Origin of the sequence: Micromonospora sp. NPDC049203 (genome assembly GCF_043197215.1) — a bacterium.
Lineage (GTDB): Bacteria > Actinomycetota > Actinomycetes > Mycobacteriales > Micromonosporaceae > Micromonospora.
This window is the reverse complement of sequence record NZ_JBICSV010000002.1, coordinates 974,825-991,452: the sequence shown is the minus strand read 5'-3', so window position 1 is coordinate 991,452 and position 16,628 is coordinate 974,825. Positions and strand designations below refer to the sequence as shown.

At 75.3% G+C, this 16,628-nt stretch carries 21 protein-coding genes; 20 read left to right on the top strand and 1 reads right to left on the bottom strand.

Features of this window, described 5'->3' with window-relative positions:
- Positions 1-137: 137 nt before the first annotated feature.
- The 9 genes from ACGFIA_RS08900 (at position 138) to ACGFIA_RS08860 (ending at position 8,434) form a co-directional block, all read left to right on the top strand.
- On the top strand, positions 138-872 hold the full coding sequence (locus tag ACGFIA_RS08900; protein WP_393259305.1) for a hypothetical protein: 735 nt from the start codon (positions 138-140) through the stop codon (positions 870-872).
- A 2-nt stretch (positions 873-874) separates the two neighbouring features.
- Entirely contained in the window at positions 875-1,183 is a 309-nt protein-coding gene (locus tag ACGFIA_RS08895) for a DUF167 domain-containing protein (RefSeq protein WP_357380801.1), read from the top strand.
- Positions 1,184-1,205: 22 nt separating this feature from the next.
- Positions 1,206-2,711 carry a potassium/proton antiporter gene (locus tag ACGFIA_RS08890; RefSeq protein WP_393259303.1) on the top strand — a complete coding sequence of 502 codons (1,506 nt, stop codon included), beginning with the start codon at positions 1,206-1,208 and terminating at the stop codon, positions 2,709-2,711.
- Positions 2,712-2,935: 224 nt separating this feature from the next.
- Positions 2,936-3,355 (top strand): TraR/DksA C4-type zinc finger protein, encoded by a 420-nt coding sequence (locus ACGFIA_RS08885; protein WP_091268039.1) that lies wholly within the window; start codon positions 2,936-2,938, stop codon positions 3,353-3,355.
- Positions 3,356-3,422: 67 nt separating this feature from the next.
- Positions 3,423-4,046: a signal peptidase II gene (gene lspA / locus ACGFIA_RS08880; protein ID WP_393259301.1), complete on the top strand. Its 624-nt coding sequence runs from the start codon at positions 3,423-3,425 to the stop codon at positions 4,044-4,046.
- Positions 4,043-4,987 carry an RluA family pseudouridine synthase gene (locus ACGFIA_RS08875; RefSeq protein WP_393259299.1) on the top strand — a complete coding sequence of 315 codons (945 nt, stop codon included), beginning with the start codon at positions 4,043-4,045 and terminating at the stop codon, positions 4,985-4,987. Before lspA ends, ACGFIA_RS08875 begins: the two co-directional genes overlap by 4 nt.
- Position 4,988: 1 nt before the next feature.
- Complete coding sequence (locus tag ACGFIA_RS08870) at positions 4,989-5,834, top strand: hypothetical protein (RefSeq protein WP_393259297.1); 846 nt, start codon at positions 4,989-4,991, stop codon at positions 5,832-5,834.
- A 140-nt stretch (positions 5,835-5,974) separates the two neighbouring features.
- Entirely contained in the window at positions 5,975-7,504 is a 1,530-nt protein-coding gene (locus ACGFIA_RS08865; protein ID WP_393259295.1) for an ATPase, read from the top strand.
- Positions 7,505-7,666: 162 nt separating this feature from the next.
- On the top strand, positions 7,667-8,434 hold the full coding sequence (locus tag ACGFIA_RS08860; protein WP_393259338.1) for a DUF2567 domain-containing protein: 768 nt from the start codon (positions 7,667-7,669) through the stop codon (positions 8,432-8,434).
- Here ACGFIA_RS08860 and ACGFIA_RS08855 read toward each other — a convergent pair.
- Positions 8,400-9,104: an LON peptidase substrate-binding domain-containing protein gene (locus ACGFIA_RS08855; RefSeq protein WP_357476764.1), complete on the bottom strand. Its 705-nt coding sequence runs from the start codon at positions 9,102-9,104 to the stop codon at positions 8,400-8,402. The genes ACGFIA_RS08860 and ACGFIA_RS08855 overlap by 35 nt on opposite strands.
- A 108-nt stretch (positions 9,105-9,212) precedes the next feature.
- Here ACGFIA_RS08855 and hisD point away from each other — a divergent pair, with 108 nt between their 5' ends.
- From hisD to ACGFIA_RS08800, 11 genes are all read left to right on the top strand, one after another.
- On the top strand, positions 9,213-10,538 hold the full coding sequence (gene hisD / locus ACGFIA_RS08850; RefSeq protein WP_393259293.1) for a histidinol dehydrogenase: 1,326 nt from the start codon (positions 9,213-9,215) through the stop codon (positions 10,536-10,538).
- Positions 10,535-11,608 (top strand): histidinol-phosphate transaminase, encoded by a 1,074-nt coding sequence (locus ACGFIA_RS08845; RefSeq protein WP_393259291.1) that lies wholly within the window; start codon positions 10,535-10,537, stop codon positions 11,606-11,608. The genes hisD and ACGFIA_RS08845 overlap by 4 nt, the downstream gene beginning before the upstream one ends.
- The gene (hisB, locus tag ACGFIA_RS08840) at positions 11,605-12,216 is read left to right on the top strand and encodes an imidazoleglycerol-phosphate dehydratase HisB (RefSeq protein WP_018785239.1); all 612 of its coding nucleotides are present in this window, start codon (positions 11,605-11,607) and stop codon (positions 12,214-12,216) included. The genes ACGFIA_RS08845 and hisB overlap by 4 nt, the downstream gene beginning before the upstream one ends.
- A gap of 58 nt (positions 12,217-12,274) precedes the next feature.
- A complete protein-coding gene (locus ACGFIA_RS08835; RefSeq protein ID WP_393259289.1) occupies positions 12,275-12,442 on the top strand; it encodes a hypothetical protein in 168 nt (55 codons plus the stop codon).
- Entirely contained in the window at positions 12,442-13,062 is a 621-nt protein-coding gene (hisH, locus tag ACGFIA_RS08830; protein ID WP_357380824.1) for an imidazole glycerol phosphate synthase subunit HisH, read from the top strand. The genes ACGFIA_RS08835 and hisH overlap by 1 nt, the downstream gene beginning before the upstream one ends.
- Positions 13,063-13,093: 31 nt before the next feature.
- Positions 13,094-13,414, top strand: coding sequence for a hypothetical protein (locus ACGFIA_RS08825; RefSeq protein ID WP_357380826.1), 321 nt, complete (start codon positions 13,094-13,096; stop codon positions 13,412-13,414).
- Positions 13,415-13,433: 19 nt separating this feature from the next.
- On the top strand, positions 13,434-14,162 hold the full coding sequence (priA, locus tag ACGFIA_RS08820; RefSeq protein ID WP_018785235.1) for a bifunctional 1-(5-phosphoribosyl)-5-((5-phosphoribosylamino)methylideneamino)imidazole-4-carboxamide isomerase/phosphoribosylanthranilate isomerase PriA: 729 nt from the start codon (positions 13,434-13,436) through the stop codon (positions 14,160-14,162).
- Positions 14,159-14,575, top strand: coding sequence for a Rid family hydrolase (locus ACGFIA_RS08815; RefSeq protein WP_393259287.1), 417 nt, complete (start codon positions 14,159-14,161; stop codon positions 14,573-14,575). Before priA ends, ACGFIA_RS08815 begins: the two co-directional genes overlap by 4 nt.
- An 81-nt stretch (positions 14,576-14,656) precedes the next feature.
- Entirely contained in the window at positions 14,657-15,103 is a 447-nt protein-coding gene (locus ACGFIA_RS08810; RefSeq protein ID WP_393259285.1) for a MarR family winged helix-turn-helix transcriptional regulator, read from the top strand.
- 1 nt (position 15,104) lies between these two features.
- A complete protein-coding gene (locus tag ACGFIA_RS08805; RefSeq protein ID WP_091045350.1) occupies positions 15,105-15,530 on the top strand; it encodes an organic hydroperoxide resistance protein in 426 nt (141 codons plus the stop codon).
- Between the two features lie 52 nt (positions 15,531-15,582).
- Positions 15,583-16,590 carry an NADP-dependent oxidoreductase gene (locus ACGFIA_RS08800; RefSeq protein WP_393259283.1) on the top strand — a complete coding sequence of 336 codons (1,008 nt, stop codon included), beginning with the start codon at positions 15,583-15,585 and terminating at the stop codon, positions 16,588-16,590.
- Positions 16,591-16,628 lie beyond the last annotated feature (38 nt).

Sequence of the window (16,628 nt, the reverse complement as noted above, 5' to 3'; positions counted from 1 at the left end):
CGGCCCGGGGCGCCGGCGCCCCGCGGCCGCGGCGCGGGGGGCGCGCGCCCGGCCCGCCCCCCCCCCCCCCCCCCCCCCCCCCCCCCCCCCCCCCCCCCCCCCCGCCCAGACCGACACGACGCGGCCGGGGGTGAGCCGTGGTAGCCGCCAGCATCCTGCTCATCCTCGTCGCGGTCGTGCTGCTGATCGCCGGCCTCGCCGGCGGATCCAGCCTCCTTCTCATCGTCTCGATCGCGGCCAGCCTGCTGTCCGCCGTCGCCTTCGTCGCGTTCGCCCGCCAGGCCGCCGCGGCGCGGGCCACGGCCGGCCGGGAGACCGGGCCGCGGCTGCGGACCCCGCACACCGTTCCGTCCCCTGACGAACCGGTGAGCCCGGTCCCGCACCACACGTCCACGGTCGGCGCCGGCGGACCCGGGTGGCGGCAACCGCCCGGGTCGCCGGTGACCGAGCCGGACGACCCACCGCCGCCGGCCGCGTACTCGCCGCCGTTCGACGCCGGGCCGGACGAGCGCGCCACCGCGCCGTACCCGCCGCCGTTCGACGCCGGGCCGGACGAGGAACCCGCGCCCTACTCGCCGCCCGGCCCACGCGTCCCGGAGGCCCCGCGCCCCACCTCGCCCGCACCCGGCGAGGCGTTCGACGGCGACCCGCCGGCCGAGTTCCTCTCCGCAGGGGAGGTCGCCCGGCTGGTCCGGCTGCCCGCCGACGTCCTGGTGGTGGACGGGCACCCCCGCTTCCATCTGCCCGACTGCCCGCACCTGGTGGGCCGGGACGACGAGCCACTGCCGGTGGCCGAGGCGGTCGGTCTGGGCTTCACCCCGTGCGCGCACTGCGCCGCCGCCACCACCCTGCTCGCCGAGGCTCCGCGCTGACCATGACGACCGCTGACGACACGCTCACCGTCGCGGTGCGGGTGAAGCCCGGGGCGGCCCGCGCCCGGGTGGGCGGCCGGTTCGACGGCCCGTACGGGCCCGCGCTCGTCGTCGCGGTGCACGCGCCGGCGGTGGACGGCCGCGCCACCGAGGCGGCCCGCCGGGCACTCGCCGACGCGCTCGGCGTCCGGCCGGCGACCGTGTCGCTGCGCTCCGGCGCGGCGAGCCGGGACAAGCTCTTCCTGGTGGAGCGCCCGCACGACGGGCTGCCGGAGGTGCTGCGCCGGCTGCGCGACGGCAGCACGGCGTGAGGTCCGGTCGGGCCGGCCGGCGATGACCCCGGGGCTCGACGTCGCGTTGCTCGTGGGCGCCGCCGTGCTGCTGGTCGCGGTGGGCGCGGTGCGGTTCTCCACCCGGCTCGGCGTACCGAGTCTCCTGGTCTACCTGGCACTGGGCGTGCTGCTCGGGGAGGCCGGTCTGGGCATCCGGTTCGACGACGTCGAGCTGACCCGGGTGCTCGGCTTCTGCGCGCTCATCGTGATCATCGCGGAGGGTGGTCTGACCGCGCGGTGGAGCACGTTACGGCCGGTGCTCGGCCTGGCCGCGGCGCTGTCCACTGTCGGTGTCGTGGTCAGCATCGTGGTCGTCGGCGTGGTGGTGCACCTGCTGCTCGGCCTGGACTGGCGGCTGGCGCTGCTCTACGGCGCGGTGCTCTCCTCCACCGACGCGGCGGCCGTGTTCGCCACGCTGCGCCGGCTGCGCCTGCCGCCCCGGCTGGTGGCCGCGCTGGAGGCCGAGTCCGGGGTGAACGACGCCCCGGTCGTGCTGCTGGTGCTGCTGCTGTCCCGCGCCGGGGCCGAGGCGGCCCACCCCTGGTGGTACGAGGTGCTGCTGCTCGGCTACGAGCTGAGCGCCGGCGCGGCGGTCGGGGTCGGCGCCGGGCTGGCCGGCCGGTACGCGCTGCGCCGGGCGGCGCTGCCGTCGGCCGGCCTGTACCCGATCGCTGTGGTCGGTTTCACCGTGCTGGCGTACGCGGCCGGGTCGGTGCTGCACGCCTCGGGTTTCCTCGCCGTCTACGTCGCGGGCGTGCTGCTCGGCAACTCCAGGCTGCCGCACCGGCAGGCCATTCTCGGCTTCGCCGACGGGCTGGCCTGGCTGGCCCAGATCGGCCTGTTCGTGCTGCTCGGCCTGCTGGTGTCGCCGAGCCGGCTGGATGCGGCGGTGCTGCCGGCCGTGATCACCGGGCTGGCGCTGCTGCTGCTCGCCCGGCCGTTGTCGGTGGCGATCTCCGCGCTGCCGTTCCGGGTGAACCTGCGCGAGCAGCTCTTCCTGTCCTGGGCCGGGCTGCGCGGCGCGGTGCCGGTGGTGCTGGCGACCATCCCGTTGTCGTTGCACGTGCCGGGGGCGGGCCGCCTGTTCGACGCGGTCTTCGTCCTGGTGGTGATCTTCACGTTGCTCCAGGCGGGCACGCTGGCGCCGGCGGCCCGCCGGCTGGGCGTGACCGCGCCGGCCGAGGCGAGCGAGATCCTGCTGGAGACCGCCCCGCTGGAACGGATGCGAGCCGACCTGCTCCAGCTCGAGGTGCCCGCCGGGTCGCGGATGGCCGGGGTGCACGTGGACGAGCTGCGCCTGCCGGTCGGGGCCGCCGTCACCCTGGTGCTGCGCGACGGTGTCGGTTTCGTGCCCGGCCCGGACACCCGGCTCAAGATCGGGGACAGCCTGCTCATCGTCGCCACGGCGGGCGTGCGGGACGAGACCGAGCGGCGGCTGCGTGCGGTGAGCCGCCGCGGCCGGCTGGCGAGGTGGTTCGGGGAGTACGGCGAGGAACCGGCCCGCTGATCTGCTACGGTTCCTTTTGCCCCGATTGATGGCAGTCCGGGGCGGATACGTGGGACGACGGTGCGGCACGTTGTCGGACGCCTGTACGTTCCGTATTCTTGCCAACCTCCGGAGTGCACGGCGGTCCCGTTCGCCGTGCACCCTTCCGTACGCGGAGACGCCGACGAGGGCGTCCCCGCCCACGTACCGCTGACCGCCGCGCCATGCGGCTGAGGGAGCTGACGATGGCGAAGCCAGCCGACACCAGGACCGCCGGTCGCAAGCCGGTGGCGAAGGCCACCCGCAGCGCGGCGGAGACCGAGAAGATCCGGGCCGCCCTGGCGGCGCGGCGGGACGAGCTCAACGCCGAGTACGATCAGACGCTGAGCGAGATCACCGAGCTGCAGCGCGACCGCTTGACCGACTCGGCCGGGGACGACCAGGCCGACACCGGGACCAAGACGTTCGAGCGCGAGCAGGAGATCTCACTCGCCAACAGCATCAAGGAGCGGATCACGCAGGTCGAGCGCGCGCTGGAGCGGCTCGACGAGGGTGGCTACGGCTGGTGCGAGCGGTGCGGCAACCCGATCCCGGTGGAGCGGCTCGCCGCGTTCCCGTCGGCCACCCTCTGCGTGAGCTGCAAGCAGCTGGAGGAGCGGCGCTGATCACCGCTCCCCGGCGGCCGAACGGCAGACGGTGACCGCCACCGTCGCGAGCGTCGATGGGGAGCAGATGACCGCAGCACCGCCCGCCGGGTCCGGCACCACCGAGACAGGCGCCGGCACGCCCCGCCGCAGGGCGGTCACGCTGCTGCTCGGCGTCTCCCTGTTCTCGCTCCTGGCGGACCTGGGCACCAAGCAGCTCGCGCTCAGCGAGCTGCCCGGCCGGGAGCCGGTGTCGGTGCTCGGCGGCGCCGTCTACTTCACGCTCACCCGCAACAGCGGCGCGGCCTGGAGCATCGGTTCCGACCACACCTGGGTCTTCCCGATCATCACGTTCGTGGTGATCGGGTGGATCGCCTGGATGGCGCTGCGGCTGCGCTCGCTGCCGTGGGCGGTGTCGCTGGGCCTGGTGCTGGGCGGCGCGCTGGGCAACCTGATCGACCGGATCTTCCGCGCGCCGGGGCACTTCGTCGGCCACGTCGTCGACATGATCAGCTTGTTCGGGCCGTACGGCGAGTACTACCCGGTGTTCAACCTGGCCGACAGTTCGCTGGTGTGCGGCGTGGTGCTCGCGGTCTTCCTGGAGCTGACCGGCCGCCAGCGCGACGGCTCCCGGCTGCGTGACCAGAAGCGCGACAAGCGCGATGACAAGCGCGACGACGCCGCCACGGCCGAGCAGCGGGAGAGCGCATGACCTCCGCCTTCGCCGCCGGCGGCGACACCCGCTCCCTGCCCGTGCCCGACGGCCTCGACGGCATGCGCCTGGACCAGGCCGTGTCCCGCCTGTTCGGGCTCTCCCGCACCGCCGCCGCCGGTCTGATCGACGCCGGCGACGCGTTCGTCGACGGCGTCGCCCGGCCCAACTCGCACAAGGTCAAGGCGGGCTCGTGGCTGGAGGTCACGCTGCCCGCGCCGCCCGCCCCGCCGACTGTGGTGCCGCAGGCGGTGCCCGGCCTGACCGTGGTGTACGCCGACGACGACATCGTGGTGGTGGACAAGCCGGTCGGGGTGGCGGCGCACCCGAGCCCGGGCTGGACCGGCCCCACCGTGATCGGCGGGCTGGCCGGCATCGGCCACCGGATCTCCACCAGCGGCGCCGCCGAGCGGCAGGGCGTGGTGCACCGGCTCGACGTGGGCACCACCGGGATCATGGTGGTGGCCAAGAGCGAGCGCGCGTACACCTCGCTGAAGCGGGCGTTCAAGTACCGCGAGGTGGAGAAGCGCTACCACGCCGTGGTGCAGGGCCACCCGGACCCGTCGAGCGGCACCATCGACGCGCCGATCGACAGGCACCCGCACCACGACTACCGCTGGGCGGTGGTCTCCGGCGGCAAGCCGAGCATCACCCACTACGACACGATCGAGGCGTTCCCGGCGGCCAGCCTGCTCGACGTGCGGCTGGAGACCGGGCGTACGCACCAGATCCGGGTGCACTTCTCCACGCTGCGGCACCCCTGCGTGGGCGACCTGACCTACGGCGCGGACCCGACGCTGTCGGCCCGGCTCGGGCTGTCCCGGCAGTGGCTGCACGCCCGCTCGCTGAGCTTCGCGCACCCGGGCACCGGCGACGCCGTGACGTTCGTCAGCGAGTACCCGGACGACTTGGCCCGGGCGCTGGAGATCCTGCGCGACTGATGTGAGCGACCATCCCGCGCCGCCGCGCCGGTCCCGGTCTGCCGCGCTGACCTGGCTCGCGCTGGCCTGCGCGCTCGTGGTGCTGGTGGTCGCCGTGGAGCAGCGGCGGGACCGTCCGGCGAGCGACCGCACGGTCGGCGAGGTCACGAGGGTGGGCGTGACCGGCGGCGCGAGCATCCCGGAGTACCTGCGCGCCGCCGGGGACGAACTGGCCCGCCTCGACACGCCCGACGGCTACGCGCTCGTCTCGTTCGCCGACTATCTGACCCCGGCGCGGGCGGCCGCCGCGCTGGACGGCACGCGGGTCTCGGCGGTGGTGGCGCGGGTGCCGCTGCCCGGCCGGCAGACCGAGATCGTCCGGATCGCGGCGCTGCGCCTGCCGCGGGACGTGGTGGCCGGGATGGCCGGCGTCGCCGGGCGCAAGGACCGGGAGGCCGCCGACTACCGCTCCCGCGCCGCCGCCACCGCCGATCCGGAACTGCGCCGGGTGTACGACAGTGGCGCCGACGTCGCCGTCCGCGAGGCGGCGGCGTACCGGACGGGCTGCGCCTGCGTCTACGCCGCGGTGGTGAGTGCCACGCCGGACGCCCTGCGGGCGCTCGCCGGCCGGCCCGGCGTCCGGGTGGTGGACCCGGCGCCGGAGGTGCGCCGCCTGGACCGGAGCGTGTTCACCCCGCCGCTGCCCGAGCAGCGTGACGTGGCCCGGCCACCGGCCGACACCTGGCACGCGGAGGCAGGCGGAATGGGCGATTCGTCGGAAGCCGCACGGACGGTGAGCGGACCTTCACCGACCGCCCCCGCGCCACCCGCCGGTTCCGGGGCACCCAATCCCGCTCCCACCTCCTGAGACGTCCAGGCACGCGGCGACCCGGCGGATCCCATCGTGCGGCGGGCCGACGGGCGATGTGCGGCGCGGGGAGTGGTCCGAATAGGGTTTCGTTCGTAGCCTGTCAGGCGGAGATCGATGGGCTGGGGGAGGGCGAATCCTTGGACGGCAGCGAGACCGGCTGGGGTCGGCAGGGCGAGCCGGCACCGCGGTGGCGGGCGCTGCTCGACCGGGCCCGGCTCGGCGGTCGCGGCGCGGAGCACGCCGACGCCGACCGGCACGTCGAGGAGCAACCGGCCCCGCCGCCCGACCCGCTGCCGCGTCGTGGCGCGGGCACCGGCTGGACCGGTCGCGCCGCAGCCGTCGGTCGCGCCCCCGACGGGTCGTACGGCGCCGAGCCCGGTTACCGGGCCGAGGCCACGTTCCGGGTCGACCCGGCCTTCCGCGCCGATCCCCGCCGCGACGGCGAGCCGGCCTACCGGGCCGACCCGGCTTACCGCAGCGACCCGGAGCCGTCCTGGCGTGCCGGGCAGCCCTACCCGCCCGACCCGCCCCGGCGTGCCGACCCGTCGCTCGCGCCCGAGCAGCCCTTCACCGCCGAGCCGCGCTCGGAGCCGTCCTGGCGGCCCGAGCCCGCCCGCCCGGAGCCGCTCGGCCGGGCCGAGGCGCCGGCCGAGTCCCGGTACTCCCTTCTCGACGGTGGCTACCGGCCCGCGCCGCCGCCGGCCGAGTCCCGCTACGCGCTGCTCGACCGGGGCCGCTACCGGCCCGACGCGCCGCCGGCCCCGGAGCCGGTGGTGCCCGCGCCACGCCGCCCGCTGGAGGGGCGCTCCGGCCGGGCCGAGGCGTCCCACGCGCAGTGGCGTGCCCCGGAGCCGGACCCGGAGGTGGAACGGGCGACCGGCGTGCTGCGCCGCGAGCTGGGCACCCCGAGGGTGCTCGCCTTCGCCAACCCCAAGGGCGGGGTGCACAAGACCACGGCGACGGTGCTCGCCGCCGCCACGGTGGGCAGCGTACGCGGGCGCGGCGTGCTCGCCTGGGACGACAACGAGCTGCGCGGCACGCTCGGTCTGCGGGCCGGCAGCGCCCGGCACGCCCGCACCATCCGCCACCTGATCCACGACCTGGCGCAGATCGAGATCCTCGAGGGCAACACGCTGCTGTCGCACCTCGACGACTACCTGCGGCACGCCTCCGACGGCTCGTACGACGTGCTGGCCGGTGAGGAGAGCCCGCGCTTCGCCCAGCGGCTCGACCAGTTCACCGTCAAGCGGGTGCTGGAGCTGCTGCGCCGCACCCACGAGGTGGTCTGCGTGGACACCGGCAACAACGTGGAGAGCCCCAACTGGCGCACCGTCATGCAGGCCGCCGACCAGCTCGTGGTGACCACCGTGCCGCGTGAGGACGCGGCGTTCAGCGCGGACTGGATGCTCGACCTGCTGCACGAGGTGGGCATGGGCGAGCTGGCCGACAACGCGGTCACGCTGATCTCCTGCCCGACGCCGGGGCGTACCTCGCTGCAGGACGACCTGGAGCGGCACTTCGCCACCCGTACCCGCGCGGTCGCCGTGGTGCCGTACGACCCGGCGCTGGAGACCGGCTCCTCGATCGAGTACCACCAGCTCCAGGCCGAGACCCGTGACGCCTGGCTCAAGGCGGCAGCGGTGATGCTGGAACCGTTCGCACGCTGAGCGCCGACCACCGCCCCGCGTCGTGCCCGGGCCTGAGAGGATCAACGCGTGAGTCCGGACACCAGTGAGCCCGAGCGGGCGCGCGAGCGCGGCGACGGCGACGCCCCGCAGCCGGGCGACGCCCCGCGTCCCGGCGAGGCCCCGCAGCCGGGCGAGGCCCCGCTGCCCGGCACCGCCCCGCGTCCCGGCGGCGACGTGTGGCCCGGGGCCGCTCAGCCGCCCGGCTGGCCCGGCGGCCTGCCGGTGCCGGCCGGCACACCGGTCACCGCCCCCGGCGCCGACCCGCTCGCCGGGCATCCGTTCGTGACGGCGGCGCTGCCCGGCGCCGACCGGTCGCGCCGCCCGCTGCTCACCGCGCTCGGCGTGGTCGGGCTGCTCACCGCGCTCGGCGTACCGCTCGGCCTGCTCTGGGCGTGGCTGGCGCCGGCCACCCCGGTACGCCAGACCCCGGCCGGCGCGGTCTACACCACGCCGCAGCCGGAGCAGCCGATCGCCGCGGACGGCTGGTTCAGCCTCCTGACGCTCGGCTTCGGCGTGCTCGCCGCCATCGCCCTGTGGGTGCTGCTGCGCCGCCGGCGTGGCCCGGCGGGCCTGCTCGCGGTGACGCTCGGCGGCATCGGCGCGGCGGTGGTGGCCTGGCAGGTCGGCCGCCGGATCGGGCTGTCGACGTTCCAGCGGCTGGTGGAGACCGCGCCGCCGGGCACCGCGTTCACCAAGCCGGTCGACCTGCGCGCCGGTGGCGTCGACTGGTACGGCCCGTTGCCGCTGCCGCACGGTAACCTGCTGCTCGCCGCGTTCGGCGCCGCGGTCACGTACACGCTGCTGGCGGGCTGGTCGCGGTGGCCGTCGCTGCGGCCGGAGCCCGACGCCGCCTGGCCGCCGCCCCCGCCCGGGTTCAGTTCGGCGCCGGGGGACCAGCCAGCTCGCTGAGCGGCACCGGCACCGCGCGCACCCGCCGCAGCAACGCCGTCTCCCGGTTGAGCAGGCGCAGCTCGGCGCGGAGCCGGCCGGCCGTGTCGTCGACGGCGAGCAGCCGCTGCCGGTCGGCGACGGTCAGCGCGGCGGTCGCCGCGACCAGGTGCGACAGGACCGTGGGATCCTCCGGCAGCTGCTCGGTGATCTCCTGCTGCTCGGGCCGGATCAGCCCGAGATACTGCCGGAACACCGAGATCACCCGGGCCGCGAGCAGGTCGGCGGTCTCGTCCGGGCCGTCCGGCTCCGGCAGCCACTCCACCTCGGCGGTGAGGTACGGCTCGGTGGAGGCGTCGACCTCGGCGACCCGGAACCGTCGCCGTCCCACAGTGACGATGTCGAAGCCGCCGTCGGCAAGCTCGGTGACCTGCCGCAGCTCGGCGGTGCAGCCGACCTCGTGCAGCGTGACCTCGCCACCGGCCGGCCCGGAAAGCCCCGGCGGCCCGGCCGGCGCCACCTCCCAGCCGGCCCGGATCGCCACCACGCCGAACTCGCGCGGCGCGCCCTCGGGCAGCCCGACGAGGTGGCGCACCAGCGCCTTGTAGCGCTCCTCGAAGATGTGCAGCGGAAGGACCAGCCCGGGGAAGAGGACGGTCCCGAGCGGGAACACCGGCAGCCGTGCGCTCACGTGATCGAGCGTATCGCCAACGCGCCCGCCCGCGCGTGTCCCGGCTCACCGTCCCGGCGTGCGGGCGGGCCCGGCCGGTGGCCCGGTCGGCGGCCTAGACTCGCAGGCGTGTTGAATCGGATCGACCTGCGCGGCGGGGTCCGTGACCCGCGCCGCCTGCTGCCCCGTGCCCAGCTCGACGTCTCCGTGGCGGTCGAGCGGATCCGCCCGCTCGTGGAGGCGGTCCGGGACCATGGGTACCCGGCGATCCGGGAGGCCAGCGAACGGTTCGACGGCGTCTCCCCGGAGCGGCTGCGGGTGCCGGTCGAGACGATCCGCGCCGCCGAGGGCGAGCTGGACCCGCAGGTCCGCGCCGCGCTGCTGGAGTCGATCACCAGGGCCCGCAAGGTGCACGCCGACCAGCGCCGCACCGACCACACCACGACTGTGGTGCCCGGCGGCACGGTGACCGAGCGGTGGGTGCCGGTCGACCGGGTCGGCCTCTACGTCCCGGGCGGCCTGGCCATGTACCCGTCGACGGTGGTGATGAACGTGGTCCCGGCCCAGGCGGCCGGGGTGCGCTCGCTGGTGGTGGTGAGCCCGCCGCAGAAGGACAACGACGGCCTGCCGGACCGCCGGGTCCTCGCAGCCTGCGCGCTGCTCGGCGTGGACGAGGTGTACGCGGTGGGCGGCGCCCAGGCGGTCGCCATGCTCGCCTACGGCGCGGGCGTCGACCCGACCGGCGACGAGCGCTGCGAGCCGGTCGACATGATCACCGGTCCGGGCAACATCTGGGTCACCGCCGCGAAGCGGCTGCTGCGCGGCGTGGTCGGCATCGACGCCGAGGCCGGCCCGACCGAGATCGCGATCCTGGCCGACGACACCGCCGACCCGGCGCACGTCGCCGCCGACCTGATCAGCCAGGCCGAGCACGACCCGCTGGCGGCGAGCGTGCTCGTCACCCCGTCCACCGCGCTGGCCGACGCGGTCGACGCCGAACTGGCCCGGCAGGCGCCGGCGGCCAAGCACGCCGAGCGGATCGGCACCGCGCTGCGCGGCGAGCAGAGCGGCGTCGTCCTGGTCGACGACCTGGAGGCCGGACTGCGGGTGGTCGACGCGTACGCGGCCGAGCACCTGGAGATCCAGACCGAGAACGCCCGCGAGTGGGCGCTGCGGGTCCGCAACGCCGGGGCGGTGTTCGTGGGCGCCTGGTCGCCGGTGTCGCTCGGCGACTACTGCGCGGGCTCCAACCACGTGCTCCCCACCGGCGGCTGCGCGCGGCACTCCTCGGGGCTGTCCGTGCAGTCGTTCCTGCGCGGCGTGCACCTGGTCGAATACACGCAGGACGCGCTGCGCGACGTGGCGCCGCACGTGGTGACGCTGGCGACGGTGGAGGACCTGCCCGCGCACGGCCAGGCGGTCAGCGTCCGGTTCCCCGAGGGCGGCGCGTCGTGACCACGCTCGACGAGCTGCCGATCCGCGACGACCTGCGCGGGCGTACGCCGTACGGGGCGCCGCAGCTCGACGTGGCGGTACGGCTGAACACGAACGAGAACTCCTACCCGGTGCCCGAGCCGGTGGTCGAGGCGATCGGCAAGGCGGTCGCCGCCGAGCTGCGTGACCTCAACCGCTACCCGGACCGGGACGCCGTGGCGCTGCGCGCCGACCTGGCCGCCTACCTCGGCCACGGGCTCACCGCCGAGAACGTGTGGGCGGCGAACGGCTCCAACGAGATCCAGCAGCAGCTGCTCCAGGCGTTCGGCGGTCCCGGGCGCACCGCGCTCGGCTTCATCCCGGCATACTCCATGCACCCCCTGCTGGCGCTCGGCACCGGCACCCGGTGGGTGCCCGCCCCGCGCGGCGCGGACTTCGGGCTCACCGCCGACGAGGCGGTGGCCCAGGTCCGCGAGCACCGGCCCGACGTGGTGTTCCTCTGCTCGCCGAACAACCCGACCGGCACCGCGCTGGACCCGGCGGTGGTCGCCGCCGTGCTGGACGAGGCACCAGGCATGGTGATCGTGGACGAGGCGTACGCCGAGTTCGCCCGCCCCGGCACGGTCAGCGCGCTCGCCGTGCTGCCCGGCCACCCGCGGCTGGTGGTGACCCGCACCATGAGCAAGGCGTTCGGCTTCGCCGGCGGCCGGCTCGGCTACCTGGCCGCCGACCCGGCGGTGGTGGACGCGGTGCAGCTGGTCCGGCTGCCCTACCACCTGTCCGCGCTCACCCAGGCCGCGGCCCGCGCGGCGCTGGCGCACCGGGGCGCCCTGCTCGGCACCGTGACCGCGATCAAGGAGCAGCGGGACCGGATTGTCGCCGAGCTGCGCGCCCGGGGCCACCGGGTGGCCGACAGCGACGCCAACTTCGTGCTGTTCGCCGTCGCGGGGGACCAGGCGGTGGCCTGGCGTACCCTGCTCGATGCCGGCGTCCTGGTACGCGACGTCGGCCTGCCCGGCTGGCTGCGCGTCACCGCCGGCACCCCGACCGAGACCGACGCCTTCCTCACCGCGATGGAGAGAGTTTCATGAGCCGGATCGCCCGGATCGAGCGGGTCACAAACGAGACGAAGGTGCTCGTCGAGATCGACCTCGACGGCACCGGCAAGGCCGACATCTCCACCGGCGTCGGCTTCTACGACCACATGCTCAACCAGATCGCCCGGCACGGGGGCTTCGACCTGACCGTGCACACCGTCGGCGACCTGGAGATCGACGCGCACCACACGATGGAGGACACGGCGCTCGCGCTGGGCGCCGCGTTCGACCGGGCGCTGGGCGACAAGGCCGGCATCCGGCGGTACGGATCGGCGACCGTCCCGATGGACGAGGTGCTGGTCCGGGCCGCCGTCGACCTGTCCGGCCGCCCGTACGTGGTGCACGACGAGCCGGCGCTGGCGCCGTACATCGGGCCGGTCTACCCGACGAGCATGACCCGGCACATCTGGGAGTCGTTCGGCCAGTCGGCCCGGATCACGCTGCACGTGGACGTGCTGCGCGCGGCCCGGCCCGGCGGCCACCCGGACGCCCACCACGTGGTCGAGGCGCAGTTCAAGGCCGTCTCCCGCGCGCTGCGGGAGGCCACCGCCCTGGACCCGCGGAACGCGGGTGTGGTGCCCTCCACGAAGGGCGCTCTCTGATGAGCGCGAGGAACGCAGCGCGGCGGAGTCCCGCAGTCGCGGATGGAAGGCGGCTCTGATGAAGGTGCTGCCCACTCTTCTGCTGATCCTGGCCGGCCTGCTGCTCGGCGGGACGTGGTCGCTGCTCAAGCAGGGCGCCCCCCGCGCCGCCGTGGTGATCACCGGCCTGCTGGCCGTGCTCGCCACCGCCGCCGGGGTGCTCTGGCTGCTGCCGGGGGAGAGCTGATGGCACGGGTGGTGGTGCTCGACTACGGCTCGGGCAACCTGCGTTCGGCCGAGCGCGCGGTGGCGCGGGCCGGCGCCGACGTGACAGTCACCGACGACCTGGACGCCGCCGCGTCGGCCGACGGCCTGGTGGTGCCGGGCGTCGGCGCGTTCGCCGCGTGCATGGCGGGGATCGAGGCGCTGGGCGCCGGGCCGGTCATCGCCGACCGGGTCGCCGCCGGGCGGCCGGTGCTGGGCATCTGCGTCGGCATGCAGATCCTCTTCGGGCACGGCGAGGAGCACGGCGTGGTCACCAAGGGGCTCGGGCTGCTGCCCGGGGGCGTGACCCGGCTGCCCGCGCGGCGGCTGCCGCACATGGGCTGGAACACCGTGCGGCCGCCGGCCGGCTCGGCGCTGTTCGCCGGCCTGCCGGAGGACACCCGGTTCTACTTCGTCCACTCCTACGGGGTGACCGACCCGGCGGCGCTGGCCGAGGCGGGCGCGACGGTGACGACCGCGCACCACGGCGCGGACTTCGTCGCGGCGGTGGAGCGGGGGCCGCTCTCGGCCGCGCAGTTCCACCCGGAGAAGTCGGCCGACGCCGGGGCCGCGCTGCTGCGCAACTGGCTCGGCACGTTGTGACCGGCCCGCTGGCGGGCACGCGGGCGTCGGCGTGAGCAAGGAGCGGGCCCGCCGCCGCGCGGAGCGCGAGGCCGAGCAGGAGCGGGCGCGCGCCGTCCGCGCCCGCCGGGTGGCACGCCGGGAGCGGCGTCGTTCTCTGGTACGCCGCCTGACGCCGTCGCTGCGGCGCGGGCGTACCGGCCGGCTGCGCCGGCACACCCGCCGCGAGCGGGCGACGATCCTGGTGCTCACCGCGACCGCGGTGGTCGCCATCTGGAGTCTGGTGGACGACCTCGCGCTGCGGCTGGTGCTGGTCGTGTTGTTGTTGCTGGTCCTGCCCGCGATCGTGGTGATCGCGCTGGACCGTCGTTGAGGACCCGAGGAGAGAAGCGTTGAGCCTCACCCTGTTGCCCGCCGTGGACGTCGCCGACGGCCAGGCCGTCCGGCTCGTGCAGGGCGCCGCCGGTAGCGAGACCGCGTACGGCGACCCGCTGGACGCGGCTCTGGCCTGGCAGTCCGACGGTGCGGAGTGGATCCACCTGGTCGACCTGGACGCCGCGTTCGGGCGGGGCTCCAACGCCGCGCTGCTCGCCGAGGTGGTCGGCAAGCTGGACGTGAAGGTGGAGCTGTCCGGCGGCATCCGCGACGACGAGTCGCTGCGGGCGGCGCTGGGCACCGGGGCGGCCCGGGTCAACATCGGCACCGCCGCGCTGGAGGACCCGCAGTGGTGCGACCGGATCTGCGGCGAGTACGGCGACCGGGTGGCGATCGGGCTGGACGTGCGCGGCCGTACCCTGTCGGCGCGCGGCTGGACCCGCGACGGCGGTGACCTGTACGAGGTGCTGGCCCGGCTCGACGCCGCGGGCGCGGCGCGGTACGTGGTCACCGACATCACCAAGGACGGCACCATGCGCGGGCCGAACCTGGACCTGCTGCGCGAGGTGTGCGCCCGCACCGACGCCCCGGTGATCGCCTCCGGCGGCGTGTCCACGCTGGACGACCTGCGGGCGCTGGCCACGCTGGAGCCGGTGGGCGTGGAGGGCGTGATCGCCGGCAAGGCGCTCTACGCGGGCGCGTTCACCGTCGCCGAGGCGCTGGCGACGCTGCGGGCCGGCGCGTGACGGCCGAGCCGCCCGCCGACGCCGGGGTGGTGACCCGGCTCGGTTCGGGCGGCCCGTGGGAGGCGCTGTACGGCTACTCCCGGGTGGTGCGGGCCGGCGCGCTGGCGATCACCGCCGGCTGCACCTCCACAGTGGACGGCCGGGTGGCGCACGCGGGTGACGCGGCGGCGCAGACCGCGCAGGCGATCCGGATCGGTCTGGACGCGCTGGCCGAGGTCGGCGCCGGGCCGGCGGACGTGGTGCGGACCCGGATGTACGTGACGGACCGGCTCTACGCCGACGAGGTGGGCCGGGCGCACAACGCGGTGTTCGGCCCGGTGCGCCCGGTGGCCACGATGGTGGTGGTGGCCGGGCTGATCGACCCGGATCTCCTGGTCGAGGTCGAGCTGGAGGCGTATCTCCCCGTCGGCTGACGGTGTTCCGGGGCGCGTCGCGCGCCCCGGACCACGCGCCGATCGGTTGTGCACAACTTAGTTGTGCGTTACGGTTTCACGGTGACCGATGATCTGGTGCTGCGCCGGCAGGTGTGCTTCGCGCTCTACGCGGCGTCGCGCGCCCTGACCGACGTCTACCGGCCCATCCTCGACGAGCACGGCCTGACCTACCCGCAGTACCTGGTGCTGCTGGTGCTCTGGGAGCGCGACGACGACGCCCCCACGGTCTCCGAGCTCGGCGGTCAGCTCCGGCTCGACTCCGGCACCCTCTCCCCGCTGCTCAAGCGGCTGGAGGCGGCCGGTCTGGTGGTGCGTACCCGATCGGCGGCGGACGAGCGCCGGGTCGAGGTGGGCCTCACCGGCCGGGGCCGGGCCCTGCGGGAGCGGATGGGTGACGTGCCGCGGCGGGTGGCCGCCGCCACCGGGCTCACCGAGGACGAGCTGGTCTTCCTCCACGGCATCCTCACCCGGGTCACCGAGACGATCCACCGACAGAAGGAGCAGTGACATGCAGGTGCTCTACACCGCCTCCGCCCGCGCCACCGGCGACGGCCGCGACGGTCACGTCCGGACCTCCGACGGCACGGTCGAGCTGGACCTCGCCGTACCGAAGGAGATGGGCGGCGCCGGCGGCGCGGCCAACCCGGAGCAGCTCTTCGCGGCCGGCTACGCGGCCTGCTTCCACTCCGCGCTGCGCGTGGTGGCCCGCCAGGCCAAGGCGGACGTCTCCGGCTCGGTCGTCGAGGCCGAGGTGGGCATCGGCCCGAACGGCAGCGGCGGTTACGGCCTCGCCGTGACGCTCGTGGTGGACCTGCCCGCGGTCGAGCGCGCGGCCGCCGAGCAGCTGGTCGACGCGGCCCACCAGGTCTGCCCCTACTCCAACGCGACCCGTGGCAACGTCGAGGTGACGCGCACGGTCCGCGAGGCCCGGTGAGCACGAGGAGCGCGGCGCAGCGGAGCCCCGCAGTGCGAACCGAGGAGGTCTGGTGAGCGAGGCGAGCGTCAACAGGGAGATCCACCTGGCGTCCCGGCCGGACGGCTGGCCGACCGCGGAGAACTTCCGGCTGGTCACCACCGAGGTGCCGACGCCGGGCCCGGGACAGGTGGTGGTCCGCAACCGGTTCATGTCCGTCGACCCGTACATGCGCGGGCGGATGAACGACGTCAAGTCGTACGTGCCGCCGTTCGCGCTCGACGCCCCACTGGAGGGCGGCGCGATCGGTGAGGTCGTGTCCGGTGAGGCCGGGGGCGTCAAGCCCGGTGACACGGTGCTGCACGGGCTCGGCTGGCGCGAGTACGCGCTCGTGGACGCCAAGGGCGTACGTACTGTCGATCCCGACCTGGCGCCGGTCACCGCGCACCTGAGCGTGCTCGGCATGACCGGGCTGACCGCGTACGCCGGGCTGCTCGACGTGGCCGCGATGAAGCCGGGGGAGACCGTGTTCGTCTCCGGCGCGGCCGGTGCGGTGGGCAGCATGGTCGGCCAGATCGCGAAGCTGCGCGGCGCCGGCCGGGTGATCGGCAGCGCCGGTTCGGCGGCGAAGGTCGAGCGGCTCACCGCGCTCGGCTTCGACGCCGCCTTCGACTACCACGACGGGCCGGTGTCAAAGCAGCTCAAGGCCGCCGCCCCGGACGGCGTCGACGTGTACTTCGACAACGTCGGCGGCGAGCACCTGGAGGCGGCGATCGGGGCGATGAACCCGCACGGCCGGGCCGCCATCTGCGGCATGATCGCGCAGTACAACGCCACCGAGCCGCCCGCCGCGCCGCGCAACCTGGCGCTGGTGATCGGCAAGCGGCTGACGCTGCGCGGCTTCCTCGTCAGTGACCACGGTCACCTGCGGGAGCAGTTCGTGCGGGAGGTGGCGGGCTGGCTGCGCGAGGGCCGGCTGTCGTACGACGAGACGATCGTCGACGGCATCGAGCAGGCCCCCGAGGCGTTCCTCGGCCTGCTGCGCGGCGAGAACCTCGGCAAGATGCTGGTCCGTCTCTGACCGGCGCGAACGCACACACCGCAGCGGGCGGTGGTGAC

What these genes read in the sequence shown, in the direction of transcription:
- ACGFIA_RS08895 (WP_357380801.1), top strand. Translation starts at nt 875, where the DNA reads ATGACGACCGCTGACGACACGCTCACCGTCGCGGTGCGGGTGAAGCCC.
- ACGFIA_RS08890 (WP_393259303.1), top strand. Translation starts at nt 1,206, where the DNA reads ATGACCCCGGGGCTCGACGTCGCGTTGCTCGTGGGCGCCGCCGTGCTG.
- ACGFIA_RS08885 (WP_091268039.1), top strand. Translation starts at nt 2,936, where the DNA reads ATGGCGAAGCCAGCCGACACCAGGACCGCCGGTCGCAAGCCGGTGGCG.
- lspA (WP_393259301.1), top strand. Translation starts at nt 3,423, where the DNA reads ATGACCGCAGCACCGCCCGCCGGGTCCGGCACCACCGAGACAGGCGCC.
- ACGFIA_RS08875 (WP_393259299.1), top strand. Translation starts at nt 4,043, where the DNA reads ATGACCTCCGCCTTCGCCGCCGGCGGCGACACCCGCTCCCTGCCCGTG.
- hisB (WP_018785239.1), top strand. Translation starts at nt 11,605, where the DNA reads ATGAGCCGGATCGCCCGGATCGAGCGGGTCACAAACGAGACGAAGGTG.
- ACGFIA_RS08835 (WP_393259289.1), top strand. Translation starts at nt 12,275, where the DNA reads ATGAAGGTGCTGCCCACTCTTCTGCTGATCCTGGCCGGCCTGCTGCTC.
- hisH (WP_357380824.1), top strand. Translation starts at nt 12,442, where the DNA reads ATGGCACGGGTGGTGGTGCTCGACTACGGCTCGGGCAACCTGCGTTCG.
- ACGFIA_RS08805 (WP_091045350.1), top strand. Translation starts at nt 15,105, where the DNA reads ATGCAGGTGCTCTACACCGCCTCCGCCCGCGCCACCGGCGACGGCCGC.